Genomic DNA, 23,615 nt, shown 5'->3' on the forward strand with positions numbered 1-23,615 from the left:
ACCGCAGGACGGGATCCGGCTCGTGTACGACGGCAAGGCCGTCCACCTGTCCACGGCCGATCGCCCGGACACCACGATCGCCCAGGCCAGCACCGGCGAACCCGGACCAATCCTCATCACGCAATGCCCCTGCGTCGGGGGCGTATCCCATCTGCTTGATCCGCACGCCCGCATCCGCAAGGTCCCTCAAGATCTCGGAGTAGTACTCGACGTTCGCTTGCTTGAGACGAGCCCGCTCACGCGTTACGCCGTCGATCTGTTCCGTGATGCGGTAGACGTCGTCCGCCACCATGCGATGCATATTGGCGGCGTAGGCCTCTCCGTTCCGGTGGCCACAGCCCGACACGAGGTCGATGATGACGCGCAGTTCGTCGCTGGACGCGGCCAGTTGTGTGCGGACGGGCCGGTGAAGACGCCGGTCGACCTCACGCTGACCGCCGAACACCGGCGCGGGCACGGAGCGATGTACGAAGCCTTGAACGGCGGGAACGTCGATGTACCACGGTTGCGGCAGGTGCTGGCCGGGCTGCCGCAACCCGAGGTTGCCGACGGGCGCCTGGTCCTGGCCGTGGATGTCACCCACTGGCTGCGGCCGGACGCGCCGACCAGCGCGGACCGCTTGTTCTGTCACGTCTACGGCCGCAGCGGACGCTCCTCGGACCAGTTCGTGCCCGGCTGGCCCTACTCGTTCGTCGCCGCGCTGGAGTCGGGCCGGACCTCGTGGTGTCAGATCCTGGAAGCGCTGCGGCTGGGGCCGGCCGACGATGTCGCCGAGGTCACTGCCGACCAAGTTCGCCGAGTGGTCACCGACCTCATCGAGATGGGCCGCTGGAAGCCGGATGACCACGACATCCTGGTTGTCTTCGATGCCGGATACGACGCTCCGCGGATGGCCCATCTCCTGGCCGGACTGCCGGTGGAGGTCCTGGGGCGGATGCGCACGGACCGTGTGATGCGCAAGCCCGTTCCGGTCCCGTGGATCTCTCCGCCACAGGGAGGACGCCCGCCGAAGCACGGCAAGGAGTTCCGCTTCGCCAAGCCGGATTCCTGGGGAGATCCGGACGCGGAGACCATGCAGGTCACCGACCGCTACGGCACCGCCCGCGTGATGGCCTGGGACCGCATTCGCCCGAGACTGACCACGCGCTCGGCATGGATCGACCACACCGGCGAACTCCCGGTGATTGAAGGCACGTTAATTCGTCTGGAGGTCGACCGCCTGCCCGGTGGTCACGATCCACTGCCGGTCTGGCTGTGGTCGTCGGCGATCGGCTTGTCGGGTGAGGACGTCGATCTGCGCTGGCAGGCGTTCCTGCGTAGATTCGATCTGGAGCACACCTTCCGGATGATCAAGCAGACGCTGGGCTGGACCCGCCCGAAGCTCCGCACGCCCGCCGCGGCGGACCGGTGGACCTGGCTGATCATCGCCGCCCACACCCAACTCCGCCTCGCCCGGCCCCTGGTTGCCGACCTTCGTCGTCCGTGGGAGAGGCCGGCCGAGCTCGGCCGGCTCACCCCGGCCCGGGTCCGCCGGGGGTTCAGGAACCTCCGCCCGAACCTGCCGAGGCTGTCGCACGGATCCTGCCCGGTGAAGGTCAAGAGGGCTGCTTGGGCGTGTGATTGATGAGCTTGTTGAGGTTGTGCACCGTGCCGAGGAGCTTGATCTCGGCGTCCACCGCCTGGCGGCCTCGGTAGTTGAGGTGTCGTCCGAAGCGTTGGAAGATCTGGGCGAATCCCGGCTCGACCAGGGCACTGCGTTGACGGTACTGGGCCCGGCCTGTGGGGGTGGCGAGGCGGGCGGCCATGTCCTGCTGGCCGGCAGGGGCCTGCTGGCGTTTCGCGGGAAAGCCTGCCTGGTCTGCATCGCTGGTGACCGAGACCAGTAGCGGGAGGTCGGAGAGGGCCTCGAAGGACGCGGCGGAGGCGTATCCGCTGTCGGCGAGCCAGAGTTGGATGTCGCCGGGCAGTCGTGCGGCCTGGTGATTGTGCTGGGTCTTCTTCACCACCGGAAGGAGGGCCGTCCTGTCCGAGGGATTGTCGTGCGCTTCGATGGCCAGCAGGAATTGACGGCGGGCGCACACGATCTGGATGTTGTATCCCTGCAGGTAGCCGCCGCGCTTGCCGGGAATCAGACGAGAGTCGGGATCGCTCAGGCAGGCACGGGAGTCCGGGGAGGGGGCCGGTCGGGGTGTGCGGGCCCGCTCCAGCCAGGCCCGCATCTTCACCAGTCGCTTTCGCTGGCGAACGAGGACGGTCTTGTGCTCCATCGAGACCGGCGGCCGTCCGTTGGCTCCACGACGTCCTGCCGCCCGGTCCTCTCGGACGCGGAGCTCGTACTTCTTCAGCTTCTCCTGGTGAGCGTCGGTCTCGGCGGCCAGGCGCTTCTCCGCGCGGGCCACCATCCGCTCGGCGGCTTCGACCTTGATCTGGATCTCGGTGGGTGAGGGCATAGCCCGTTCATGCAGTCTGTCCCTGGCCAGGTGGGCCCGGGTGAGCCGGTCGCACAGCCGGGACAGGCGAGGCCAGTTGTCGCACGCGTCCTCGCCATCGCCCCGTGCTGCCGGGCCATCGGCCTCGACGCTCAGCGCGTGGTCGACTACATCCTCCATCAGCGCGTCGATGTCTTTCTCGCACTGGGAGATGGTCACCTCCAGGCGCTGGAGCCGCTGGTTGGCGTCGCGTGAGGCGTTCGCCTCCATCGGTGAGCCGTCCACGGCCACCGCTGAAAGGTCGACCAGGCCACGTCGGCCGCACAGCGACAACACCTGCACGAACAGCGAGTTCAAGGCGGCACGGTGACGTCGCACGAACCGCGCGACGGTGGAGTGGTCCACTCGCCGGTTCGCGGTGATGATTCGGCATCCCACGTCGTCCCAGCAGGCCTGCTCGATACGACGGGAGGAACGCACTCCCTTGCTGTAGCAGTACAGGAGCAACGCGATCAGGCTCGCGGGAGGGTAGGCCACCCCGCCCCGCCCGTCGTCACGGTGACTGTTCTCGAACGCCGATAAGTCAAGTAGCCCGACGACGTCGAGCACCTTCCAGCACAGGTGCTCGGGCGGCAGCCACTCCCGCACATCCCCCGGCATCTCAAGATCACGTTCACGGTCGCACGGCAAGAAGTTCCGCCCCACCAGCCAAGATTCCGACGCTTCCCTGTTCCTCGGAACCGAACAACGAATCGCTCTTGACCTTCACCGGGCAGGATCCGTGCGACAGCCTCTGCCCTGTCCACAGCCCGTGCGCCAAAACCCAACCGGCCCGGCCCCGGCAGGCCGCTCGGCTCGAAGAACCGGTTCCCCGCCACCCGCTACGACGTCGGCAAGACCACCAGACGGCCCGAGAGCATCACCGAACGCGACCAACTCAGACGCTGAACACGGCTTCAGAAGGGAACGACCAGCCCGGCTTCTCGCAATCCAAGCAATGCCCTGCCCATGCACTCGGCGGCCGAGGCCCCGTCGGCCCTCATCCCGCCATACAGGGGCCCACCAGAGGCTGCGAATGTCCACGCCGGCTGACCGTCACGCATGCGCTCCGCGTCGACCCGGATCATGGCACCTACACCTGAGGGGCCTCGCGTTTTCCGGACAGGCTTCTGACCCTTTATTTCACGCGACGATTCGCAACTTCTCGTACTCGGCGTGAACTTCGCGCGGAGGGCGGTAACCCACCGCCGAGTGGAGGCGTTTGTGATTGTACCAGAATTCGATGTAGCGAGTGACGTCCTGCCTGGCGGCCTCGCGGGTCAGATAAGTCACCCTTGATACGCGCTCGTTCTTCAGGGCGCCGAAGAATGATTCGGCCATGGCGTTGTCGAAACAGATCCCGGTGCGGCCGGAAGATCTACGGAGCGCGAAGCGGTCCAGCGTCCTCCCGAACTCGGCTGACATGTAGTTACTTCCGCGATCCGAGTGAAATATCGCGCCGGCCGAGAGGTTCCTGTTCCGTGCCGCGTTACGGATCGCCCTGGATATCAGTGGGGTTTGGTAGTGGTCGTCCATCGCATAACCGATGACTTCCTTCGTACAGCAGTCGATGACCGTTGCGAGGTACAGCCAGCCTTCCCCGGTCGCGATATAGGTAATGTCACCGACGAGCTTCTCGCCGGGCGCATCCGCGGTGAAGTCGCGGCCGACGAGGTCCGGCACCTGGCCGGCCGCAGCCTGAGTGAGGTTGAACCTCTTCGGCCGTGGCAGGCAGGGCACCAGGCCCTGTTCGCGCATGAGGCGGCGGACCCACTCCACGCCCGCGGCGACGCCCCAGCGGTGCAGCTGGGCCTGGATGCGCCGGTGCCCGTAGGTGCTGTCGGACATGTCGAAGGCTTTCTCGATGAGCAATTTCAGATCTCCGCGCCGCTGAGCCCGGATCCACCGCCTTGATTGTGGTGTGATCGGTTCGGGGTCGTGCAGGGTGTGTCGGGGCTGAGTTGCGGATTCGGGCGTGGGGTGCCCGCTGGTCTGCCCAGCCTTTCCACTTTTCCGCAGGTCTCGGGCCCTTTCGGGCGGGTCGGTCAGGGAGTGTCAGAGGGCTGGTGGCGCGTGCACGATGCTGAAGAGCTGAATGAAGTCCGTGCTCCAGGGCCAGCGTTCGGGCAGGTGCAGGGTGAGGCGGCGGGCCGAGCGGGCCAGGCGGGCGGGCACGTTGATCAGGTGGTCACGGATGGTGGCGGTGGTCGCTCTGGCATGGAACGTTCCGGCCAGGGCGCCGGCGGCGCGGGTCAGGTTGTGCGCCAGGGCTGCCAGAGCGAGCCATGCGGCATTGGCCTGGAAATGGCCGGACGGCGCGTGAGCGAAGGCGCTGTTCTTGACATCCGCGATCACCTGCTCGACGACAGCGTGCCGACGGTGATCGGCTTCGGCGTCCTTCAGGGAGAGCGGGGAGTCGGTGAACGCGGCGTGGTAGCGCCAGGTGTCGAAGAGCGTGCCCTGCCCGGCGGGAACGGCGCCAGAGTCCAGGCGCTTGACTCGGCGCACGATCAGACGGGCGGTGACCTGTTGCTTCTTCGGCTTGGAAGTGAAGGCGGTGTAGCCGGTCTCGGCTATCTCGGCGTCGGAGATCCAGCACTGGCCCTCCTCGTCCCAGACCGCCTTGGGGTACTTGATCGGCGTCCAGGTGCCCTCGTCGATGCGGGCGATGACGGCCTTGACGGAGGCGTTCATCCGCACGGTGATAGAGAAACGCGCGTCGAGCGCCCGGCAGGAGTTCACGACGTCGGCGCCGTAGAACGCGGAGTCCGCCCGCATCACCATGAGGCCACTGGCGCCGCAGGCGCGGGCGGTGCGGATGGTCTCGGCGACGAACGCTGCCGCCCCGCGCGCGGAGTTCGAGGGTCCCTTGCGCAGCCTGGTGGCGGCGATCACCGGGGCGGCCAGGGGTGTGGAGACGATGCCGAGCAGCGCGTTCAGGCCCTTGACCTTGCTGTATCCGTAACCGGCGCCCTGCTTGGCGTAGCCGTAGGTGCGGCGGATGGTGTCATCGATGTCCACGTAGGCGACCTGGTCCGCGCCGGGCAGCAGCGGGGCGTGACGGGCCAGTTCAGGAAGGAACCGGCGGGCCACAGCGTGCAGTTGCTTCACATGCCCGTGCGTGAAGGAACGCAGAAACGACCCCAGCGTGGACGGGGCCCGCACACCGGAGAACAGGCGGCCCATCGCGCCGTGCCGTAGCCGGTGCATGTCATCGATGCTGTCGGCGCCCGCGATCATGCCGCCCACCAGCGACATCACTTTCGCCGTGGGGAAGGCACCGGTGCCGTCCTTCGAGGCCGGCAGACGGATGTACTCCCCGACCAGTGCGGGCAGACCGCACCGCTCGGCCAACCGCACCACCGGCTCCAGCCCGCCGTACGCGATCAGGTTCGGGTCATCGAACGCGGATGAGACCGCCGCTGCGGCATGGGAAGATTGCATCTCGGAAGTGCCTTGCTGATCGTGCCTGATGTGGTCCTAGAGAAACCCCATCATCGCAGGTCACAAGGCACTTCTTCATTCCCCGAAAAACTGCCCACAGACATCAAGCCGGTGGATCCGGGCTGAGCTGTCGCGGATTCCGGGCGGGATCGCCAGTCGTAGTAGCCGGATCTGGAGACGCCGAGTCGGCCGCACATGAACTCGACGCTGTATGCGTACTTCTCGGTGTCGAGTCGCATCTCGTCGATGAACTCGTACTTGCTTGCTACCGGGGATCCTTCGCGAAGTACGCTGCGGCTTTTTTCAGGAAGGTAACTTCCATCTCCAGCTCGCGGTTGCGTCGTTCGAGTTCCTTCAGACGCGCCCGCTCGTTCACGGTCAGTTCCGCATCGGGGGCCGGTTCCTGCTGCCTCTGGTACTTCTTCACCCAGCCGCGTAGCGTCTCCGAGTTCAGCTCAAGCTCCCGGGCGACTTCGGAGATCGTCTTGCTTGACCTCAACGCGATCTGGACGGCTTCCTCGCGGAACTCCGGCGAGTACTTACTGGGTGGCGCCACTTCTTCCTCGTTTCCTTGTTCAGGACAACCCTATTGGGTGCCTGTCCGGAAACTTCGTGGCCCCTCAACCCTGCTCGCCGAGCCATTCCAGGATGAGCATCGTCGCGTCCTCGACGTCACTGTCCAGATCCACCTTGGGCCGCCGCCCCATTCCCTTGGCCATGGCCACAACCCTACTCAGGGGCTGAATCGGCCTTGCCGATCGGCCTTGCCGCACCCGTCCAGGTGTCTCAGGCCATAAAGAACTTCCCAATGACGATGTCAAGCCGATGTCGTGACGGTTGGTAGGGCTTCGTAACACGCTCCGTCGCGGAGCATGGCCCACAAAACGTTGGCTCGTCGACGGGCCAGAGCGAGCAAAGCCTGTTTGTGCCCCTTCCCCTCGCTCCGCTTGCGCCCGTAGTAAGCCTGGGAGGCGGAGCAGGTTCTCAGGCTGGCCATCGCGGAGAGGTAGAAGGCCCGGAGCAGGCCGCGGTGGTAACGGCGCGGGCGGCGCATGTTGCCGCTGACGCGGCCGGAGTCCCGAGGCACGGGTGAGAGGCCGGCAAAGGACGCCAGGCGGTCGGCCGTGCCGAACGCCTCCAGGTCGCCACCGGTGGCGGCGATGAACTCGGCGCCGAGGAGGGTGCCCATGCCAGGCAGACTCCGGATCACCGTCGCGTGTCGGTGCTCGTTGAACCGGGCATCGATGAGCGCGTCGAGTTCGGCAATCTCCTCGTCGAGTGCCTGTACACCCTTGGCGATGCGGGCGACCATGGCGGCCGCGAGGGTCTCTCCAGGCAGTGCGGTGTGCTGGGACCTGGCCGCCTCGACAGCTGTCTCGGCCAGGGTGCTGGCGTTCTTCACCTTGCGGTTCTTCAGCCACGTTCCAATCCGCGCGGCCCCGCTGCGACGGATCCCGGCCGGCGCCTGATAGCCGGTCAGCAGCATGACCGGACCCTTCTTGCTCAGGTTCAACGTTCGCTCCAACGCCGGGAAGAACTCCAGCAGTTGAGCTCGCAACCGGTTGGTCTGACGAGTGCGGTCGTTGACCAGGTCAAGGCGGCGGGCGGTCAAGGTCCGCAGATCGACGGCTATCTCGTCGCCGGGCCGCAGGAGACCGAGATCCTGGCGCATGCGCGCCTGATCGGCGATGACGAACGCGTCCTTCTCGTCCGTCTTGCCCTGGCCACGGTAGGCCAAGGACGCCTGATGCACGGCCAGGCCGGTGATGTAGACCATCGGCTGCTCGTGGCTGATCAGGAGGCCGATGAGCAAAGCGGCGCCACCGTGGTTGATGTCCACCGCCCACAGGACGTCTTCGGAGAGCGCGAGTACGTCTGCGATCAGCTCCAGCAGGGCCGGTTCGTCGTTGAAGACTCGGCGTGAAAGGAGGCGTTCGCCCCGCTCGTCGACCACCACGCAGTGGTGGTGTTCCTTGCCGATGTCCACTCCGGCCCAGATCTGGGTCACGGCCACCTCCGCCAGCTCGTCGTCACACACCGATCCCGCAGACGACCTCGCCGACGTTGTCCTACACAGCGATCGAGTCGCGTATCCCAATTAGCGGTCGAGTCGTCGCGGGGCTCCGGGCGGCCAAGTTCTTTGAGCCATCCAACGGCGACAAGCTCACAGCCATACCCGAAACCCCCGGGCCCGCCGATCTTACGAAGGACCAGCTCAGACCCACGCTTGGAAGGTAGGACAAGCTGAGCCAAGGACCGTTGCGAAAGTCGGTCAGAGTCGAAGGCTGAGCACTGGGCGGGGGCTTGGGGACGGCACTCAGCGAGGTCCGAGTCCTGTCCGACCTGTCGACGCCGTCATCGACGACGGGACCACCGTCACCGTCCGGCTGGGAGACCCGCCGTCCCCGCTTCCGCAGCCCGTCGCTGACCTCGTGCGGGCATACGTCCAGTCCTGCCAGCACCTGCCCTATGCCAGCAGCAGAAGCTCACAGTGGCTCTTCCCGGGCCGCCAGCCCGGACAGCCGATGAATCCGGTCAGCCTGCAAGTCCACCTGCGGAAGATCGGCGTCCCACCGCAAACGCGGCAGGACCTCCGCGATCCGCCAACTCGTCCTCCGGGCCCCGGTACCCGTTATTGCATGCGGGCCTACCAGTTGGCCCCGAAACCCGTCGCGACCGCGTCACGGTGCTGCCACACTCGCGCCCATGAGCGGCGCCAAGAGCCTCGACGGAGCCATCTGCTTCCAGGTAGTCGACCCGCTCCTCACCGCCCTTGATGTTGATCCAGCCGAGTTCTGGGGACGCTACGAACCCCGCGCCCTGCACCGCGAGGTGCTGCCGCTCCAGCCCGCCACGCTGGGGCGGATGCCGCGCACCGGGTGAACGGCGTCAGCCGACTCCCGAGGTCTCGCGCCACAGCCCCGCAAGGGCGGCGTCGCCGGTGATGGTCACAGCGTCGAGCGGCAGCCGGTTCCACAACAGGAGGTAGAGATCCTGCGCCGGGCCGGCCAGCTCGCAGTCGGCCGGGCCGGCCGCGGACCGTTCGGTGCGCGGCGGCGCGTCAGGGGAGAGCCGTACGGTCCACACCGCGTCCGCGTCGGACGGGCGCACCCGCAGGGTGCGCCGGTGCTCGGTACGCACACGGCTCTTCGGGCGGGCGTGAAAGCCGGTCAGCAGCTCGTCGATGCCGTCGGCCGCGAAGGCCGCGTCCAGTGGCGAGAGTTCGCCGCCCCGCGCCGACTCGGCGTCCACCCGGTGCACCGCCGTTTCGTGAGCCTGCCGCCGTGCCCAGAATGTCAGCGGCGGCGGTGCGCCGGGCAAGAATGCCCAGCAGTCCAGCTCGGGGTCGGCCGTCCGCAGCGTCTGCACCAGGGAGCCGTGCCCGTCCCAGAACCAGGGCAGCAGCGCCGCGCCGGTCGGCGCCTGAGGCATCGGGTCCTCCGGTACGGGCCCGGGCAGCAGCTGCTCGGCGACGATGCGGGCCGCCCAGCGGTGGAAGGTGCTCGTGTGCCGGACCAGGTCGCCCGTCGTCCAGCCAGGGCATGTCGGGACGGGGGCGTGCTCGCCTGCCTGCTTGGCGGCGTCCGCGAGCAGTTCGCCCTCGCGCTGCAGGTTGTCGATGTATTCGATCGTGCGCATGCAGCGGATTCTGTCCTGCTGGCCCTGGTGGCGTCACGCGCTGCCGAGGTCCTGGTCGTATACGCGAGCGTCGCAAAGACGGCGGCGAGCCGCGCGATAGTGATGAGCGCGACCCGCAGCGACGTCCGCTCCACCAGGAAACCGATCACGGTGGGCCCCAGCAGCATGCCGCCATAGCCGAAGGCGCTGGCCCTGGACCTAGCCGGCTATCGGGCAGCCCCTCCGGCTGTGGCGTGCAGGTCAGCGCCCTGTAGGTGGGGAATCGAAGCGAGCAGGCCTGTCCCACCCCCGAGTACGGGGTGACCGATTTCAACGAGCGCCATCATTCTCGATTCCGGCCTCGTCCGGGACGAGGTTCTGCCGGGCCGTCGACTGCTGGTCCGTCGAGACCCGCTTGTAGACCAGGTTCGCCACCGAGGGGCCCCTTCCGTACGGAGGATCGGACCCTATCTGTCGTCAAACCTTGTCAGCAGTCACTATCGGTCTGATTGGATCCTGGCCGCCGGGACCTCCCGGATTGCGCGGGTCATTGGACGCGTCGGCCGCCTGTCGTCAAACGATCGTTTGACGACAGACGGGAAGCCGGGGAGGCGGACCTGAGGGCCGGATCACGGCATGTCGAAACTTCTTTTACTGGAGCAGGGTGCGAGCGGCGCGGGCGATGTGGCTGCGGGAGATGCCGCCGGCGTCGAGGAGTTCGTCGGTTTCGCCGGAGCCGGGCAGTTCGTTGATGGCGAGGTGGGTGACGGTCGCGTGGGCGTTGGCGGTGTTGAGGGCGGACAGGACGGCTTCGCCGATGCCGCCTTCGGGGTGGTGGTCCTCGGCGATGACGAGCAGGCCGGTGTCTTGTGCGGCGAGGGTGAGGGTGTCGGTGTCGACGGGCTTGATGGAGTAGAGGTCGATGACGCGGGCGGTGATCCCTTCGGTGGCGAGTTCGTCGGCGGCGGCGAGGCATTCGTGGAGGGTGATGCCGGCGCCGATGAGGGTGACCTGGTCGTGGTCGCTGTGGCGCAGGGTCTTGGAGCCTCCGACGGGGAAGGCTTCGGCATGGCTGTAGAGGACGGGGTAGGCGCCGCGGGTGGTGCGCAGGTAGGAGATTCCTGGCAGGTCGGCCATGGTCGCGGTGAGGGCGGCGGTACTCGTGGCGTCGCTCGGGTACAGGACGGTGGAGCCCAGGACAGCGCGCATCATGGCGATGTCTTCGACGCCCATCTGTGAGGGGCCGTCGGCGCCGATCTCGACGCCGGTGTGGGTTCCGCACAGCGCCATGGTGATCTCGGAGACGGCGGCCATACGGATGAAGTCGTGGGCGCGGGTGAGGAAGGCGGCGAAGGTGGTGGCGTAGGGGCGGTAGCCGCGTACGGCCATGCCGACAGCGCTGGCGACCATCTGCTGTTCGGCGATGTAGGTCTGGAAGTACCGCTCGGGGTGGGCCTTCTTGAAGTCCTCGGCGTGGGTGGAGTTGCCGACCTCGGCGTCCAGGGCGACCACGTCGGGCCGGGCGCCGAGGGCGGCGAGGGTCTTGCCGAAGGCGACGCGGGTGGCGACGCTGTCGCCGACGGTGAAGCGGGGCAGATCGACGCTGACGGCGGCCGGTGCGGGCGCGGGCTGGGGCGCGGGCGGCTGGGGGCCGCGCACGCGCAGGTCGCGCAGGCCGCCGAGTTCGGCGACGGCGCGTTCGGCCATGTCCTTAGGCAGGGGCTTGCCGTGCCAGCCGTCCTTGTCGGCGACCTCTTTCACACCCTGGCCCTTGACGGTGCGGGCCACGATGACGGTGGGCGCGGTGCCGTCACCGGCGGTGGTCAGGGCCTTGTCGACGGCGTCGAGGTCGTGGCCGTCGATGACCAGGGCGCGGCAGCCGAATGCTTCGACGCGGCGGGCGTAGGCGTCGGTGTCCCATTCGAGTTCGGTGGGACCGCTCTGTCCGAGGCGGTTGACGTCGATGATGGCCGTGAAGTTGCCGAGCTGGTGGCGGCCGGCCTTGTCCAGGGCTTCCCAGACGGAGCCTTCCGTCATCTCGCTGTCGCCGCACAGGACCCACACCCGGTAGTCGAGCTTGTCCAGGTCACGGCCTGCCAGTGCGATACCGACGGCGTAGGCGATGCCCTGGCCCAGCGAGCCGGTGGCCACATCGACCCAGGGCAGGATGGGGGTGGGATGGCCCTGCAGGCGCTGGCCGAAGCGGCGGTACGTCGTCATCAGCTCGTCGTCGGTGACGACTCCGGCGGCCTTGAACATCGCATAGAGCAGGGGCGAGGCGTGGCCCTTGGAGAAGATCAGGTGGTCGGCTGCCCGGTTGTCGGGGGTGTCCCAGTCATAGCGCAGGTGGCGGGTCATCAGCACGGCCATGAGGTCGGCGGCGGACAGGCTGGAGGTGGGGTGTCCGGAGCCGGCCGAGGTGCTGGCGCGTACGGAGTCCACGCGCAGCTGCTGGGCGAGTTCGAAGATCTGGGGCAGGTCGCTTTCCGGGCCGAGCGTGCTGCTCATCGTGGGGCCTTCCTGGTGGGGGTGGCGGGCTGAGGGTTCACTTCCCTAGGAGGGGCGTGCGGAGCGCTCCCGGGGGCCGGGTTGCCCCGTTCGGCGGCGGGCATGCGCCCAACCGCCCAATGCGTCCGACGGGTGGCGTCTGGGCCGTGTCGCCGGTGTTGTCAGGCCCCGTGCCTGCTCGAATGATCGCCGACTATGAGCTCTCTGTTCTCCTCGCTGGGATGGGGTGTGACCATGCGCCGTATGAGGATGATGCGGGTTTGTGGGCTGGCGGCGGCTGTTGTGCTGCTCGCGGGTAGCGCGGCGGCCTGCGGAGCCGATGGGGACAGTACTGGCGGGGGAACGGCCACGCCGTCGCGTACGGCTCCGAAGAAGCCAGCGGTGGCGCCGCGGGACGCGCTTGAGGACTATGTCGCGGCTGGCGCACCTGGGTGTGAGACGGCTCTGGAGTGTCAGGACTTGATGACGGCGAAGTTGGCTGCCGCTGGGAAGGCCCCGTCGGCGATGAAGGCGAAGGACCCGGCCTTGTATGCGGTGCCGATCGGATCCGTTGATAAGGCGGATCGGCAGGCGGACCACTACGGGCGGGACTACCTGGGTGCGAAGGGGAATTTCTTCGCCGTGAGTCAGCCGTTGCAGCGGATGACGTCGTGGTTCGGGGAGCACCCGGAGGGCTGACCCGGTCGTGGACGCGACGCGACGCGACGCAGCCTCAGGGGGGAATGGGGCCGCTGGGGGCTCGGGCTGGGCCGGGGGAGTGGCCCCCGAGCATTTTCCTGTTGAACGCGGCACTGGCGGTGGCCGGGATGGGCGCTGGCCTTCTGGCGGCCGGACTGGGGCGCTGGGGCCTGCGACGGCTGTTCGTGGTCGATGCCCTCACCTGCCTGCTCTGCGCGCTGACCGTGCACCACGCGCTGTTGGAGCAGCAACTGGCCGTGGGCAGAACAGTGTTCGTGGACTCCACGAACGTGGAGGCTCACATGCGGGCCCAGCTCATCGAGCGGGCCTGGCGCCAACTCCCTTTTCGTGGACATGGCAGAGACCTGAGCCTGATCTGTGCAGGGTCTCAAATTTCGTGGCGGAATCTCACGGTCGATGTCGGATAGACGCCGAATCCGCCATCGCGATGAGACACCGGAGTGCTGTGCCACGGAACTTCCCTCGATGAGTGTCTGGCGGTTGCGTGGTCTACCCGTCGACTAAGGGAGCACACCATGCGCAAGATCATCGTCTGCACGTTCCTGACCCTCGACGGCGTCATGCAGGCCCCGGGCGGTCCGGACGAAGACGCGGAGAGCGCCTTCAAGCACGGCGGCTGGCAGAAAATGGTGACCGACGATGAAGTTGGCACGGCCATCGCCGGTTGGTACCAGCACTCCGACGCGATGCTGCTCGGCCGCAAGACCTACGAGATCTTCGCGTCGTACTGGCAAACCGCCGATCCTGACAATCCGTTCACCGATCGGATGAACAGCACGCACAAGTACGTGGCGTCTCGGACCCTGACGTCCGTCGAGTGGCAGAACTCCACGCTGCTGGAGGGCGACATCGTCGATGCTCTGCGCACGCTGAAGGCATCCCACGGCGGCAACATCAACGTCGTTGGCAGCGGCAACCTCGCCCAGACCCTCATGCACCACGGCCTCGTCGACGAGTACCGGCTGACCACCCACCCGGTGATCATCGGCACCGGCAGGCGGCTGTTCGCCGACGGAGCGATCCCCACTGCGCTGGAGCCGGTCAGCGTCTCGACGACGAAGGGCGGCACCGTCCTCGGCGTCTACCGGCCGAACGGTAAGCCCAGCTACGACAGCTACTAGTAGGACTCCGTTACGTCTTCCTCTCGGTCGTGTTCGGGAGCATGTTGGAGGGGTGGACGCACATGAAGTGAACCGTGCTCGGGCCAAGTTGGCGTTATTCGTGGCTGACGTGTTCGCGTCGGTGCCGCGCAAGGACCAGCGGGCCAAGGGCGACTGTTATCTGCGAGGTCTGATGCTGGACGGGCGCCGCAAGTCGATCCAGGCTATGGCGGAGCGGCTGCCGGACGGCAACGAGCAGAACCTGCAGCAGTTTGTGAACCAGTCGACCTGGGATCCGGTGCTGGTGCGGCGGCGCATTGCGGAGCGGATGGTGCCGCAGATCGGCCCGGACGCCTGGGCGGTCGATGACGTGTCGTTCCCCAAGGACGGGAAGATGTCGGTGGCCGTCGCGCCTCAGTACTGCGGGGCTTTGGGCAAGCAGGCCAACTGCCAAGTCGCGGTGAGTGTGCATGCGGTCTCCGACACCGCGTCCTGTCCGTTGCAGTGGCGGTTGTTCGTGCCCCAGGAGTGGGCGGACGATGCCGTCCGTCGGCGCAAGACGGGGGTCCCTGAGGAGATCGGGCACCGGGAGAAGTGGCGCCTGGCGTTGGACACCCTCGATGAGCTGGCCGGATGGGGCCTCGTTCCGCCGGTGCTGGTGGCCGACGCCGGGTACGGGCAGAACGCCGACTTCCGCGACGGGCTGGAGCGTCGGAGCATCGGCTACGTGGTGGCGGTCCGCTCGGATGTGACCGTCCATCCGCATGATGCGGTGCCCACTGCCCCGCCCTGGTCGGGCAACGGCCGCAAGCCCCAACCCCGCTACCGCGACAAGCCGTCCTCGGTGGCCGCGCTCGCGGCCGGCCACGGTCGGCAGGCCTTCACCGAGGTGACCTGGCGGGCAGGCTCCCGTGGACCGATGCACTCGCATTTCCTGTCCCTGCGAGTGTGGCTAGCCGGGACCAAATCTCGCCGCCTCGCCCAGGCCGCCGCCGCAGACCCAGACAGCTGGGACGGTGTCCTGCCCGAGGTGACGCTGCTGGTCGAATGGCCCGCTGGAGCCGAAGCACCCACCGGCTACTGGCTGTCCAACCTGCCCGCCGATACCCCGCTGGCCGAACTGGTCCGCCTCGCCAAGATCCGCTGGCGCATCGAGCATGACTACCGGGAACTCAAACACGGCCTCGGCCTGGACCACTTCGAGGGACGCTCCTGGATGGGCTGGCACCACCACGTCACCCTGGTCACCGCCGCCCACGCGTTCCTCACCGAACAGCGCCTGGCCCCAAAAGCCGATACAGCGGACTCACCCTCTACCAGATCCTGGACGTCATCCAAGACCTGCTGAACTGCTGGACCGGGACCTGCACCACCTGCCACCGCCCCCTACCCAGAACACCCACCACCAGCCAGAACCCAAGAACCAGAGCGACCTAACGGAGTCCTACTAGTACTCCAGCTATCGAGAGAAGTTTCCCGTCGAACTATCGACCGTTGCTCAGAGCGTCAGTAGCTCTCAGCATTCCGGGCATTGCGGCCCGGAAGGTCCGTCACGTCGCCAAAGCGTGAAGGCTTCGGCTTGGGGACGGTCTCTCGTTTCCGTCTGCCACTGGTGCGGCAGGGTTGCGCCACCTGCCCGCCCCGTCCTGGCCGTGCGGCCGGGACGGGTGGCGCGGGTCTTACGGTCGGCTCCACGAGGCTTTGACGCCGCCGGGGCGGTGTCCTGGTCTCCGGCCACTCCGGTACCAGTTACTGCGGCTGCCGCGAGGGCTGCGAGGTTGAGTGCGGCGTTTTCGTCCCGGTCGATGACCAGGCCGCAGGCGTCGCATATGTAGGTTCGAACGTGCAGCGGCAGCTTGGCTTTCACTGCGCCGCACTCGGAACAGGTCTTGGAGGATGGGTACCAGCGGTCGGCGACCACGAGGCGGGTGGCGTGGCGCTGGCGGGTCTTGTAGTCGAGCTGGTGGCGGATCTTGCCGAATCCGGCGTCGGCGATCCGGCGGGCCAGGCGCCGGTTGCGGAGCATGCCGGCGACGTTGAGGTCTTCGACGACGACGGTGCCGTACTCGGCCGCAATGCTCGTGGTGAGCTTGTGCAGGGCGTCGGCGCGGAGGTTCGCCACCCGGTGGTGAACCCGATTGCGGGCGGCGTTGGCCTTCTCCCACCGCTTCGAGGGTTTGTGCCCCATACGCCGGTCGGGTCCCTGGCGTCGGGAGACCGTGCGAGAGGCGTGGCGCAACTGCTTCAGCGCAGTGTCCAGGTGCCTCGGATTGGCCACTTCGCGGATCTCTTTGGCACTGTCGGCCATCGCCGCGAGGGTCTTCACACCGAGGTCGATGCCGATCGCCACGCCGGGCCGGGCGACGCGCACCAGGTCGCGCTTCACCTCGGTCTGCAACGACACGAACCAGCGCCCGCGCTCGTGCCGGACGGTCGCCGACAGGATCCGGGCCGTCCCGGCCTGAATGCGTGCGAGGAGTTTCACCGTGGGCTCGTGGGTGCGCAGTGTGCCGAGCCGGGGCAGCGTGACGTGCCGGCCGTCGGCGTCGGCACGGGTGGTGCCGGTGGTGAACCGGCAGGAGGGGCGCGCCTTCCGCTTCGACTTGAAACGCGGGATTCCCATCGCGCGGCCACGGCGTTGGCCCTGCCTGGACCTGGCGTAGTTGTCGAACGCAGCGGCGGCGTTCGCCAGGCCGGTGTTGTACGCCTCTTTGGAGTTGTCCTGCCACCAGGCGGCGAACCTCGGGTCGGTGTGCTTGGCCGCGTTGAACGCCTTGCGCAGCGCGGGCAGCGACCACGGCCGCCACTGGGTCAACTGCTCCTGCGGGATGCCGTAGGTGGATTCGGCCTTGCGCTGCCACCACGACGCCTCGATCCAGGCAACCGCCCAGTTGTAGGCGGCCCGTGCCGCACCGCAGTGCGAGTGCAGTGCCCGCTCCTGGACAGCGTTCGGGTCCAGGGCGAACCGGTACGCCTTGACCACGAACCCGGGCTGCGGCCGGAACTTCTTCACTCGGCGGCCTCACCGGTCGCCACGGCCACCGCGCGGGCGGCCCGGTTCTTCGCCCCCCGCCGCCCGTACAGGCGCGCGCACATCGACGTCAGCACTTCGGTGACGTCGCGCACCAGGTCATCAGCACTCTCGGTGGGGTCGAGGACAACCAGGCGACGCCCAGACGCGGACAAGACGGCTTCGAGGTGCTCGACGCCGAACCGGGCCAGCCGGTCTCGATGCTCAACCACGATCACCACCGCCTGCGGGTCTGACAGAACCCGGTGCAGTTTGCGCCGACGACCGTTCAGTCCCGAGCCGACCTCGGTCACGACCTCTGCAACCGGCAGGCCAAGACCAGTGGCCCCCTGGACCACGCGGGCCACCTGCCGGTCAAGGTCCGTCCTTTGGTCCGCCGACGACACTCGGCAGTACGCCACGACGCGGCCAGGCACCTCCAAAGCGGGCTCGTCGACCAGCCACGTGCCGGACGGCGTCTGGCGCACCGGGACCGGCATACGGCCCTCTTTCGCCCACGTCCACGCGGTCTGGTAGTGCACGCCATTGCGCGCCGCCCACTCGGAAAGCTTCACGCAATCAAGATAACACATGAGAAAGGCTGAGATTCACTGACGAATTACGCAACAGTTGGTGGCCCTGCGTTCGCACGGAAGGTTGTGCGCGAGGGGATAAGTGCAGGATTGAACTTCGTTGAGTCGGCATCACGAGCGTCCCAAGTGTCCATGAATAGAGATATTGGCGTCGCGCGAAGCCCGCATGTCGATAACCGGAAGCTCACGTTCTCCTCAGGATCTTCATGAGGATGTTGTTCTCTTGGTGCGTTCCGCTGCAAGATCAGGGCCTGTGATCGGGGGGTTGCCGCACACAGCCCCCGTCACGCACGACTAAAGGGGGATCTGCATGCGCATTTCACGAGCTGCGTCACTGCTGGTTGGACCGACCCTGGTGATAGCGGTGCTGGGCACGACCAACCCGGCCTTCGCGGAGGCCCCGACTCCTGCCCCGACCGAGGCAGTGGAGACGGCGCCTCCCGCGGCCACCGAGGAGGGCGACCTCGTTGAAGGGGGTGCCGGTGAGGTCGAGACGCCGCCGACGGAGGCCCCTCCGAAGGACCCGCAGGTTCCTCCGAGGGAGGCGTGCGAGCCGCACTATCTGGGAGTCCACGGCGAAGCACAAGAAGTACCACAAGGGCGTGGGCCCCACTCAGTCCAACTACAACGGCACCTCGCGTACGGCCAAGTCGGAGTTCACCTCCGAAGTGACGGGTGAGGTAGGCGTCGCCGTCAGCGGCACGCTGAAGGCGAAGGCCGGCGTCGCGGTAGCCGAGATTGAACAGGAGTACAGCGTCCAGCTCTCCGTGAAACTCACCGCGAAGATGGGTAACAAGATCACGGTTGACACTCCCTCCAAGTACACCACCAATGCCAAGTACGGGGTCTATCGGCTGAAGACCGATGGCTACAGCCAGTGGGTCTATGCCAACTGCACCAAGGGCGTTAAGCACCCGGCGACGCTGTACACACCCACCCGAATCGGCTGGTACATCTGGGAGACTCACTAATGTCCCGGCGGCTCCGCGCGAGGCTGGCCCTTCTGCCTGCAGTCATGCTGCCGCTTGTAGTTGCCTGCTCGCCCGACCATCCAGATTCCGGTAAAGCCTCCAAACCGGCTGCCCCCAGCAAGTCCGAACCCGCCACGCCCACACGGGAGTCGGTGAAGACCCCGCCCGAGTTGGACGGGACCGAGACTGTCGCCGGCCGGCAAAGCGGGACTCGTGGAGGGCGGACCCTCGAGTACCGAAGGGGCCAGAAGGGGAAAGACCTCATCGTTGCCGTGCGATGCCAAGGCAAGGGGGAGATCAAGGTCTCCCTGAATCCGGTGAAGGTCGGCTTCCCGCTGAAGTGCGTCGATGGTGAAGTCACCACCACCTACAACCAGGTTGGCGTCACCGGAGTGGAGAAGAAGGGAACGGTCTCGGTCCAAGCACCGTCCACGGTGCGCTGGTCAATGACGATTGGCCGTGGCGAGGCGCCGGAAGGCGCGGGGTGGGGCAGCCTGCAGCCTGCCCCACCGGAGCAAGTGACGAGATTCTGACGCGATCACCGTCCGGCCCCCTCCCAGGGGTCGGACGGTGACCAGCGTGCTCGGGTGTCGGTGAGCGTGGCGTGCCGTGTGGCACTCATAGCCTGAAGGCCCGCCGCCAGGCGGGGTTCTGGACCCACGTGAACCCCTACGGACGGTTCGAGCTGGACATGAACTCACACCTCGCCCTAGCCGCCACGGCGTCCATGGTGCCCGGCCCCCGCACCGTGCCCGAGGCGGAAGCCGCCCGATCGGCGGCGGACGGTGGGTCCGGGGCGGCATCCTGAAGACCCGCCCGCCCGGCGTCGCTCCCGGTCGGCTGGATCGGTGACCGGGTGAGGCGCCGGGCCGGGGAGGGGCCCGAAGCCTCCGTGCTCGCGGACGGCTCGATTCGGCTACGCGTCGCGCCTGTGCAGCAGCAGGCTGCCAACCAGCAGCGCGGCCGCGGCCCACGTGGCGAGCACTCCCAGGCCGGCCCATGGGCCGATGGGCAGCTCGTGCAGACGGACGGTGGCTTGGATCGCGAGCCCGGCGGTCATGGGCGAGATCTGCTGGAGGTGGCGCTGCCACTCCGGGTCGTTGACCACCCGGGTGACGACCGGGAAGAGGTAGAGCAGCCCGAGCACGATCCCGATGGCGCTCGCCGCGTCCCGTACCGCCGTCGCCACGCCGAGGCCGATCAGGGCGATCAGGACGAGGTAGAGGACCGAGCCCACGGCCGCCCGCAGGGTCGGGACGTCGGCCAGGGAGAGCGGAGCATAGTCGTGCGCCTCGGTGAATCCGTTGCCGGCATTCGGTGGTCGAGCGGCGTGGCCGTCCGGCCGGTGACTATGCGGCGAGAGCCGGGTTAAGCCGAGTTGCTGAAGGCGGCGGCTTCGGTGATCGCGCAGGAGGGTTATGCCCACGCGTCGCTGCGCAAGGTGGCACAGCACGCAGGGTGCACGACAGGAACGGAGAGGTGCAGGACGACATCACCCAGGCCCGGGAGGACTGGATGAGGGGGTCGAGGTTCGGGGAAGTGAAGGGGTTCGACGGGGAGCCACTGGCTGCGCCGGAGTTGCCGCCCGTGCCGCTGGAACCGCGAGGTCGAGTGCGTTGAACTGCGTCTTTGCGGCGTGAACTACGCGGGGCCGGGCAGGCGGCGAAGCCGACTTGCCCGGCTTTCCTTCACGGCGATCGCAAACGCTCCTCGGGGACTTTGACTCCGCGTTCACGCGTCGCAGGGTTCGTCACTCGTGGGCAGCTCTCATCGGACTGATGCTGACCCAGTGCTGACTTTTCTGACGTCACTTCAGGTGCCTGTCGGCACAGACCCGGTCGACGCCCGACCCCCTACCGACGGACTACCGGCGCAGGACGTCAGCGAGGTGCGTTCTGTACGGCGAGGAGGCGTACCCCGGGGATGTCCTGATCCTCCACCAGGACGCGCCAGCGGTGTGGGGTTCCGCCTGGATAGAGAAGGCTGTCGCCAGCAGAGAGGCGGTGCAGTTCGCGGCCGCCGGGGCCCAGCAGGTCGACCTCGATCGCACCGTGGACCACATAGAGGAACTCGTCACCCGGGTGGTCGTAGTAGTCCTCGAAGTCGGTGCGACCGCCGGTGTACTCGACCGGGTGGAGGGCGAACTGGGGCGCCCCGAGCATCCTGGCCGAGCCGCCGCTGTTGTCGATAGGGATTCTGGTTCCCTGCCGTACGACATGGATGCCGGCAGCGGTGGTGGCCGAGTGTGCCATCAGGGCCTGCTGCGTGGTGCCGAGCGCCTGGGCGATCCGGTGCAGCGAGGGCATGCTCGGGCGGGCCAGTCCGCGCTCGAGTTGGCTGAGGAAGGGGTGTGAAAGTCCTGCGCTGCCCGCGAGCTGGACAAGGGTGAGGCCGCGCTTCTTGCGCAGCCGGCGGATCGCGGAGCCCAGCTGCTGGTCCGGATCGACGGGGGTCTCGGTGGGGCGGTCTGCCATGGCGGGAATCCTAAGTGATTGCTGCAGAGCAGGATTTACCCATGCGAAACACGTGTCTCCTACGCTCGATGTTGATGTGACCAACATTCTAGCGAGGAGCCCGAATGACCGCGACCACTGCTGCCCGGCCCCCCACGGCCGGGTTCCTTGATGCGATGGCCGCCCTCGCGGGCGGCGTCTGCGTGGTCACCGCCGCCGGAGCCGACGGCACACCTGCTGGGTTCACCAGCACCGCTGTGATGAGCCTCAGCCGCACGCCGCAACTGCTTGCGATAGGCGTCAAGCAGGGGAGCCGGACCCTGCCGCTGCTCCAGGGCGGTGGCAGGTTCGCCCTCAACATCCTTGCCGCGGCCGGCGAATCCGTCTCGCGGCGGTTCGCCGATCCGACCGCTGACCGGTTCGGGGACCTTGAGTGGACCGCGGGCGACGGCGGCATACCGCTGCTGCTCGCGCAGAGTACGTACACCGTGCTCTGCCGGGTGCGGCAAGAGGTGACGGCCGGGGATCATCTGCTGTTGATAGCCGATATCGAGGAGATCGTTCCCGGGCGGGGCGGGGACAGCGCACTTGTCCATCACGCCCGCACCTACCACGGCGTCGGCGCATGAGCGGACGCGGCTGGTTCTCGGTACGGGAGGTTGCGCCCGGGGCCTTTCTCATCGCGGAGCCGGGTCATGTCAACAGCTACCTCATCGTGGGCGATGAACTGGCGCTGCTGTACGACACCGGGATGGGCATCGGCGACATCGCACGCGAGGTGCGCGCACTTACTTCGCTGCCCCTGCTCGTCGTCAACTCCCACCACCACTACGACCATCGGGGCGGCAACGCCTCTCTCCTCGGCGACGCCAAGGACTTCGCCGTGCACGAGGCGGGCGCCGCACTGCACGGTGAGCCCGCGCCCCGCGAGTGGCTCGAGGGGTATGGGCACATCGCCCACGAGATGCGGCATCGGTACACGGAACTGAGTGCGCTCTCGGCCGAGGGCTTCTTCCTCACCGACTCACGGATCGAGGTGCGGCCCGTTCCCGATCTGACCCAGTGGCGCATCGACGCGGTGCGACCGACCCGGCTGCTCAGGGAGGGGGAGCGGCTCGATCTGGGCGGTCGGACATTGAGCGTCCTGCACACCCCTGGGCACTCGCCCGACGGCATCTGCCTCTGGGAGCCGGGGACCGGGATGCTCCTTGCCGGCGACACCCTGATCAGCGGCACCTTCTTCGCGCATGTGCCGGGTGCCGATGTGGCCGCCTTCGCCGCGTCGACGCGGCGGCTTGCCGAACTCCCGGTCAGGACAGCCCTGCTGGGGCACAACCTCCGCCACCGCGAGGGCCACTACTTCGTGGGGCGGGTCGCCGAGGCGTTCGATCGGGTGGTACGTGGCAGGACCCGCCCGGTCCGCCGCCGTGACATGTTCGGTGCGCCCGCGTTGTGGCACGACTTTGACGGCTTCGCGGTCCTCACCGCGCCGGAGAGCGGGGAGTCGAAATGACGGCGCTGCTGCTGCGTGGGGCCAGGCTGCCCGAAGGGCAGGTCCGCGATGTGCTGATCGAGGACGGCGGGGTGTCGTCCGTCGCGCCCGCCGGTCAGCTCCCCTCCTCGTGGAGGGAGATGGACCTGGCCGGCTACCTGCTGTTGCCCGCCCCCGCCGAACCCCACGCCCATCTCGACAAGGCCCTCACCTGGGACCTGGCCGGTGCACCGCCGTGTGATCTGCCGGGGGCGGTCGCCGCCTGGCACGGATATGCCGAGCGGGTGACGGAACAGGACGTGCTGGTCAGGGCCCGCCGCGCCCTGGGTGAGCTGGTCGCGAACGGGGCCACCGCCGTTCGCACCCACGCAGACGTCCTGCCCGGACCCGATCCGCTCCGGGGCCTGCGGGCGCTCCTGCGGCTGCGCGAGGAAGTGTGCGAACGGGTCGTGCTGCAAATCGCCGTGCTGCATGTCGACGCATCCGACGAAATCCTCGACGAAGCCCTGGATTTGGGAGCCGACCTGCTCGGCGGCTGCCCGCACCTGTCCGACGACCCGCAGGCCGCCGTCGCTCGCGCCCTGACGATCGCCGAGCGGCACGGCGTTGGCGTCGATCTGCACGCGGACGAGCATCTCGACCCGGATCCGAAAGATCTACTGCTGCTCGCCCGGTGCGTTCGGGAACGGGGTTTTGTGCACGGGGCGACCGCCAGCCACTGCGTCGGGCTGGGCGGCCTGGATACGGTCGAGGCCGCCCGTATAGCCAAGGAGGCGGCCGCTGCCGGGATCGGGGTCGTCGCGCTGCCCCTCACCAACCTCTATCTCCAGGGCCGCGGCACGCCCTCGCGCACCCCGCGCGGACTGACCGCCGTACGCGCCCTCCTCGACGCGGGCGTTCCCCTGGCCGGGGGCGGCGACAACATCCGCGACCCCTTCAACCCGGTGGGGCGGGCCGACCCCTTGGAGACCGCCGGCCTCCTGGTCGCAGCAGGCCACTTGACGCTCCCCGAGGCCGTCCACGCGGTGACCACCGGCTCCCGCCGCGTCCTCGGACTGCCCGCGGCGGGACCGTACGAGGGTGCGGTCGCCGACCTCCTCGCTGTGCGGAGTGACTCGCTCTCGGGGGCCCTCGGGGCCTCGTACCCGGACCGGATCGTCTTCAAGGGCGGGCGAGCGGTGAGCCGGACCACGGTTGTCCGCGAGGTGCTCTGAACGGTCCAGGACGTAAACGCCCGAGACATCCCTCCGAAACAATGA

The 23,615-nt window shown here is 67.8% G+C and carries 22 protein-coding genes and 2 pseudogenes; 13 read left to right on the top strand and 11 right to left on the bottom strand.

The features are described from left to right. Nucleotides 1-388 precede the first annotated feature (388 nt). Nucleotides 389-1,561: pseudogene (locus OG456_RS34610) on the top strand (NF041680 family putative transposase); the annotation flags it as partial. A gap of 34 nt (nucleotides 1,562-1,595) precedes the next feature. Here the strand turns inward: OG456_RS34610 and OG456_RS34615 are convergent. From OG456_RS34615 to OG456_RS34635, 5 genes are all read right to left on the bottom strand, one after another. Continuing rightward, nucleotides 1,596-3,089: a transposase gene (locus OG456_RS34615; protein WP_266567990.1), complete on the bottom strand. Its 1,494-nt coding sequence runs from the start codon at nucleotides 3,087-3,089 to the stop codon at nucleotides 1,596-1,598. A gap of 522 nt (nucleotides 3,090-3,611) precedes the next feature. Then, a complete protein-coding gene (locus OG456_RS34620; protein ID WP_323136417.1) occupies nucleotides 3,612-4,517 on the bottom strand; it encodes an IS3 family transposase in 906 nt (301 codons plus the stop codon). A 6-nt stretch (nucleotides 4,518-4,523) separates the two neighbouring features. Continuing rightward, nucleotides 4,524-5,912, bottom strand: coding sequence for an IS1380 family transposase (locus OG456_RS34625; RefSeq protein WP_266557422.1), 1,389 nt, complete (start codon nucleotides 5,910-5,912; stop codon nucleotides 4,524-4,526). Between the two features lie 265 nt (nucleotides 5,913-6,177). Then, nucleotides 6,178-6,468: a transposase gene (locus OG456_RS34630; RefSeq protein WP_266567992.1), complete on the bottom strand. Its 291-nt coding sequence runs from the start codon at nucleotides 6,466-6,468 to the stop codon at nucleotides 6,178-6,180. Nucleotides 6,469-6,729: 261 nt separating this feature from the next. Continuing rightward, on the bottom strand, nucleotides 6,730-7,926 hold the full coding sequence (locus tag OG456_RS34635) for an IS110 family transposase (protein WP_266569527.1): 1,197 nt from the start codon (nucleotides 7,924-7,926) through the stop codon (nucleotides 6,730-6,732). 692 nt (nucleotides 7,927-8,618) lie between these two features. Here OG456_RS34635 and OG456_RS34640 point away from each other — a divergent pair. Continuing rightward, nucleotides 8,619-8,795, top strand: a complete 177-nt coding sequence (locus OG456_RS34640; protein WP_266567994.1) for a hypothetical protein — start codon at nucleotides 8,619-8,621, stop codon at nucleotides 8,793-8,795. A 6-nt stretch (nucleotides 8,796-8,801) separates the two neighbouring features. Here the strand turns inward: OG456_RS34640 and OG456_RS34645 are convergent, their stop codons facing one another. Beyond that, complete coding sequence (locus OG456_RS34645; RefSeq protein WP_266567996.1) at nucleotides 8,802-9,551, bottom strand: maleylpyruvate isomerase family mycothiol-dependent enzyme; 750 nt, start codon at nucleotides 9,549-9,551, stop codon at nucleotides 8,802-8,804. A 630-nt stretch (nucleotides 9,552-10,181) separates the two neighbouring features. Then, nucleotides 10,182-12,038: a transketolase gene (locus tag OG456_RS34650; RefSeq protein ID WP_266567998.1), complete on the bottom strand. Its 1,857-nt coding sequence runs from the start codon at nucleotides 12,036-12,038 to the stop codon at nucleotides 10,182-10,184. A gap of 462 nt (nucleotides 12,039-12,500) precedes the next feature. Here OG456_RS34650 and OG456_RS34655 point away from each other — a divergent pair, with 462 nt between their 5' ends. The 4 genes from OG456_RS34655 (at nucleotide 12,501) to OG456_RS34670 (ending at nucleotide 15,185) form a co-directional block, all read left to right on the top strand. Beyond that, complete coding sequence (locus tag OG456_RS34655; protein ID WP_266568000.1) at nucleotides 12,501-12,716, top strand: hypothetical protein; 216 nt, start codon at nucleotides 12,501-12,503, stop codon at nucleotides 12,714-12,716. Between the two features lie 101 nt (nucleotides 12,717-12,817). Next, a complete protein-coding gene (locus tag OG456_RS34660; protein ID WP_266568002.1) occupies nucleotides 12,818-13,144 on the top strand; it encodes a hypothetical protein in 327 nt (108 codons plus the stop codon). Between the two features lie 108 nt (nucleotides 13,145-13,252). Further along, a complete protein-coding gene (locus OG456_RS34665; protein ID WP_266568004.1) occupies nucleotides 13,253-13,858 on the top strand; it encodes a dihydrofolate reductase family protein in 606 nt (201 codons plus the stop codon). 52 nt (nucleotides 13,859-13,910) lie between these two features. Then, a complete protein-coding gene (locus tag OG456_RS34670; protein ID WP_266568006.1) occupies nucleotides 13,911-15,185 on the top strand; it encodes an IS701 family transposase in 1,275 nt (424 codons plus the stop codon). A gap of 168 nt (nucleotides 15,186-15,353) precedes the next feature. Here the strand turns inward: OG456_RS34670 and tnpB are convergent, their stop codons facing one another. Further along, nucleotides 15,354-16,850 carry an IS607 family element RNA-guided endonuclease TnpB gene (tnpB, locus tag OG456_RS34675; RefSeq protein WP_266568008.1) on the bottom strand — a complete coding sequence of 499 codons (1,497 nt, stop codon included), beginning with the start codon at nucleotides 16,848-16,850 and terminating at the stop codon, nucleotides 15,354-15,356. Next, nucleotides 16,847-17,422 (bottom strand): IS607 family transposase, encoded by a 576-nt coding sequence (locus OG456_RS34680; RefSeq protein ID WP_266568010.1) that lies wholly within the window; start codon nucleotides 17,420-17,422, stop codon nucleotides 16,847-16,849. Before OG456_RS34680 ends, tnpB begins: the two co-directional genes overlap by 4 nt. 620 nt (nucleotides 17,423-18,042) lie before the next feature. On the opposite strand from OG456_RS34680, the gene OG456_RS34685 reads away from it, so the two are divergent. Both OG456_RS34685 and OG456_RS34690 read left to right on the top strand, forming a co-directional pair. Next, the gene (locus tag OG456_RS34685; RefSeq protein ID WP_266568012.1) at nucleotides 18,043-18,411 is read left to right on the top strand and encodes a hypothetical protein; all 369 of its coding nucleotides are present in this window, start codon (nucleotides 18,043-18,045) and stop codon (nucleotides 18,409-18,411) included. A gap of 44 nt (nucleotides 18,412-18,455) precedes the next feature. Continuing rightward, the gene (locus tag OG456_RS34690) at nucleotides 18,456-18,944 is read left to right on the top strand and encodes a hypothetical protein (RefSeq protein ID WP_266568014.1); all 489 of its coding nucleotides are present in this window, start codon (nucleotides 18,456-18,458) and stop codon (nucleotides 18,942-18,944) included. Between the two features lie 383 nt (nucleotides 18,945-19,327). Here OG456_RS34690 and OG456_RS34695 read toward each other — a convergent pair whose 3' ends face one another. Continuing rightward, nucleotides 19,328-19,837, bottom strand: coding sequence for a hypothetical protein (locus OG456_RS34695; protein ID WP_266568015.1), 510 nt, complete (start codon nucleotides 19,835-19,837; stop codon nucleotides 19,328-19,330). Here OG456_RS34695 and OG456_RS50870 point away from each other — a divergent pair. Further along, complete coding sequence (locus tag OG456_RS50870) at nucleotides 19,811-19,930, top strand: hypothetical protein (RefSeq protein WP_353963578.1); 120 nt, start codon at nucleotides 19,811-19,813, stop codon at nucleotides 19,928-19,930. The two genes, OG456_RS34695 and OG456_RS50870, sit on opposite strands and share 27 nt — an antisense overlap. Beyond that, nucleotides 19,894-20,031 (top strand): annotated as a pseudogene (locus tag OG456_RS34700) (pirin family protein); the annotation flags it as partial. The gene OG456_RS50870 and the pseudogene OG456_RS34700, both read left to right, overlap by 37 nt. A gap of 260 nt (nucleotides 20,032-20,291) precedes the next feature. Here the strand turns inward: OG456_RS34700 and OG456_RS34705 are convergent. After that, nucleotides 20,292-20,885, bottom strand: coding sequence for a helix-turn-helix domain-containing protein (locus tag OG456_RS34705; protein ID WP_266568016.1), 594 nt, complete (start codon nucleotides 20,883-20,885; stop codon nucleotides 20,292-20,294). A gap of 104 nt (nucleotides 20,886-20,989) precedes the next feature. On the opposite strand from OG456_RS34705, the gene OG456_RS34710 reads away from it, so the two are divergent. From OG456_RS34710 to OG456_RS34720, 3 genes are read left to right on the top strand one after another with little or no spacing between them, the layout of a single operon-like run. Beyond that, complete coding sequence (locus tag OG456_RS34710) at nucleotides 20,990-21,493, top strand: flavin reductase family protein (RefSeq protein ID WP_266568017.1); 504 nt, start codon at nucleotides 20,990-20,992, stop codon at nucleotides 21,491-21,493. Next, nucleotides 21,490-22,377 (top strand): MBL fold metallo-hydrolase, encoded by an 888-nt coding sequence (locus OG456_RS34715; RefSeq protein WP_266568018.1) that lies wholly within the window; start codon nucleotides 21,490-21,492, stop codon nucleotides 22,375-22,377. The genes OG456_RS34710 and OG456_RS34715 overlap by 4 nt, the downstream gene beginning before the upstream one ends. Next, nucleotides 22,374-23,570 carry an amidohydrolase family protein gene (locus OG456_RS34720; protein WP_266568019.1) on the top strand — a complete coding sequence of 399 codons (1,197 nt, stop codon included), beginning with the start codon at nucleotides 22,374-22,376 and terminating at the stop codon, nucleotides 23,568-23,570. The genes OG456_RS34715 and OG456_RS34720 overlap by 4 nt, the downstream gene beginning before the upstream one ends. The last annotated feature ends 45 nt before the right edge of the window (nucleotides 23,571-23,615 follow it).

This window comes from Streptomyces sp. NBC_01446, from assembly GCF_026340095.1.
In the GTDB taxonomy this organism is placed as follows: domain Bacteria; phylum Actinomycetota; class Actinomycetes; order Streptomycetales; family Streptomycetaceae; genus Streptomyces; species Streptomyces aureus.

Coding starts and splice junctions, on each gene's coding strand:
- OG456_RS34615 (WP_266567990.1), bottom strand. CDS start 3,089: ATGCCGGGGGATGTGCGGGAGTGGCTGCCGCCCGAGCACCTGTGCTGG.
- OG456_RS34625 (WP_266557422.1), bottom strand. CDS start 5,912: ATGCAATCTTCCCATGCCGCAGCGGCGGTCTCATCCGCGTTCGATGAC.
- OG456_RS34640 (WP_266567994.1), top strand. CDS start 8,619: ATGAGCGGCGCCAAGAGCCTCGACGGAGCCATCTGCTTCCAGGTAGTC.
- OG456_RS34645 (WP_266567996.1), bottom strand. CDS start 9,551: ATGCGCACGATCGAATACATCGACAACCTGCAGCGCGAGGGCGAACTG.
- OG456_RS34650 (WP_266567998.1), bottom strand. CDS start 12,038: ATGAGCAGCACGCTCGGCCCGGAAAGCGACCTGCCCCAGATCTTCGAA.
- OG456_RS34655 (WP_266568000.1), top strand. CDS start 12,501: ATGACGGCGAAGTTGGCTGCCGCTGGGAAGGCCCCGTCGGCGATGAAG.
- OG456_RS34665 (WP_266568004.1), top strand. CDS start 13,253: ATGCGCAAGATCATCGTCTGCACGTTCCTGACCCTCGACGGCGTCATG.
- OG456_RS34690 (WP_266568014.1), top strand. CDS start 18,456: ATGCTGCCGCTTGTAGTTGCCTGCTCGCCCGACCATCCAGATTCCGGT.
- OG456_RS34705 (WP_266568016.1), bottom strand. CDS start 20,885: ATGGCAGACCGCCCCACCGAGACCCCCGTCGATCCGGACCAGCAGCTG.
- OG456_RS34710 (WP_266568017.1), top strand. CDS start 20,990: ATGACCGCGACCACTGCTGCCCGGCCCCCCACGGCCGGGTTCCTTGAT.
- OG456_RS34715 (WP_266568018.1), top strand. CDS start 21,490: ATGAGCGGACGCGGCTGGTTCTCGGTACGGGAGGTTGCGCCCGGGGCC.
- OG456_RS34720 (WP_266568019.1), top strand. CDS start 22,374: ATGACGGCGCTGCTGCTGCGTGGGGCCAGGCTGCCCGAAGGGCAGGTC.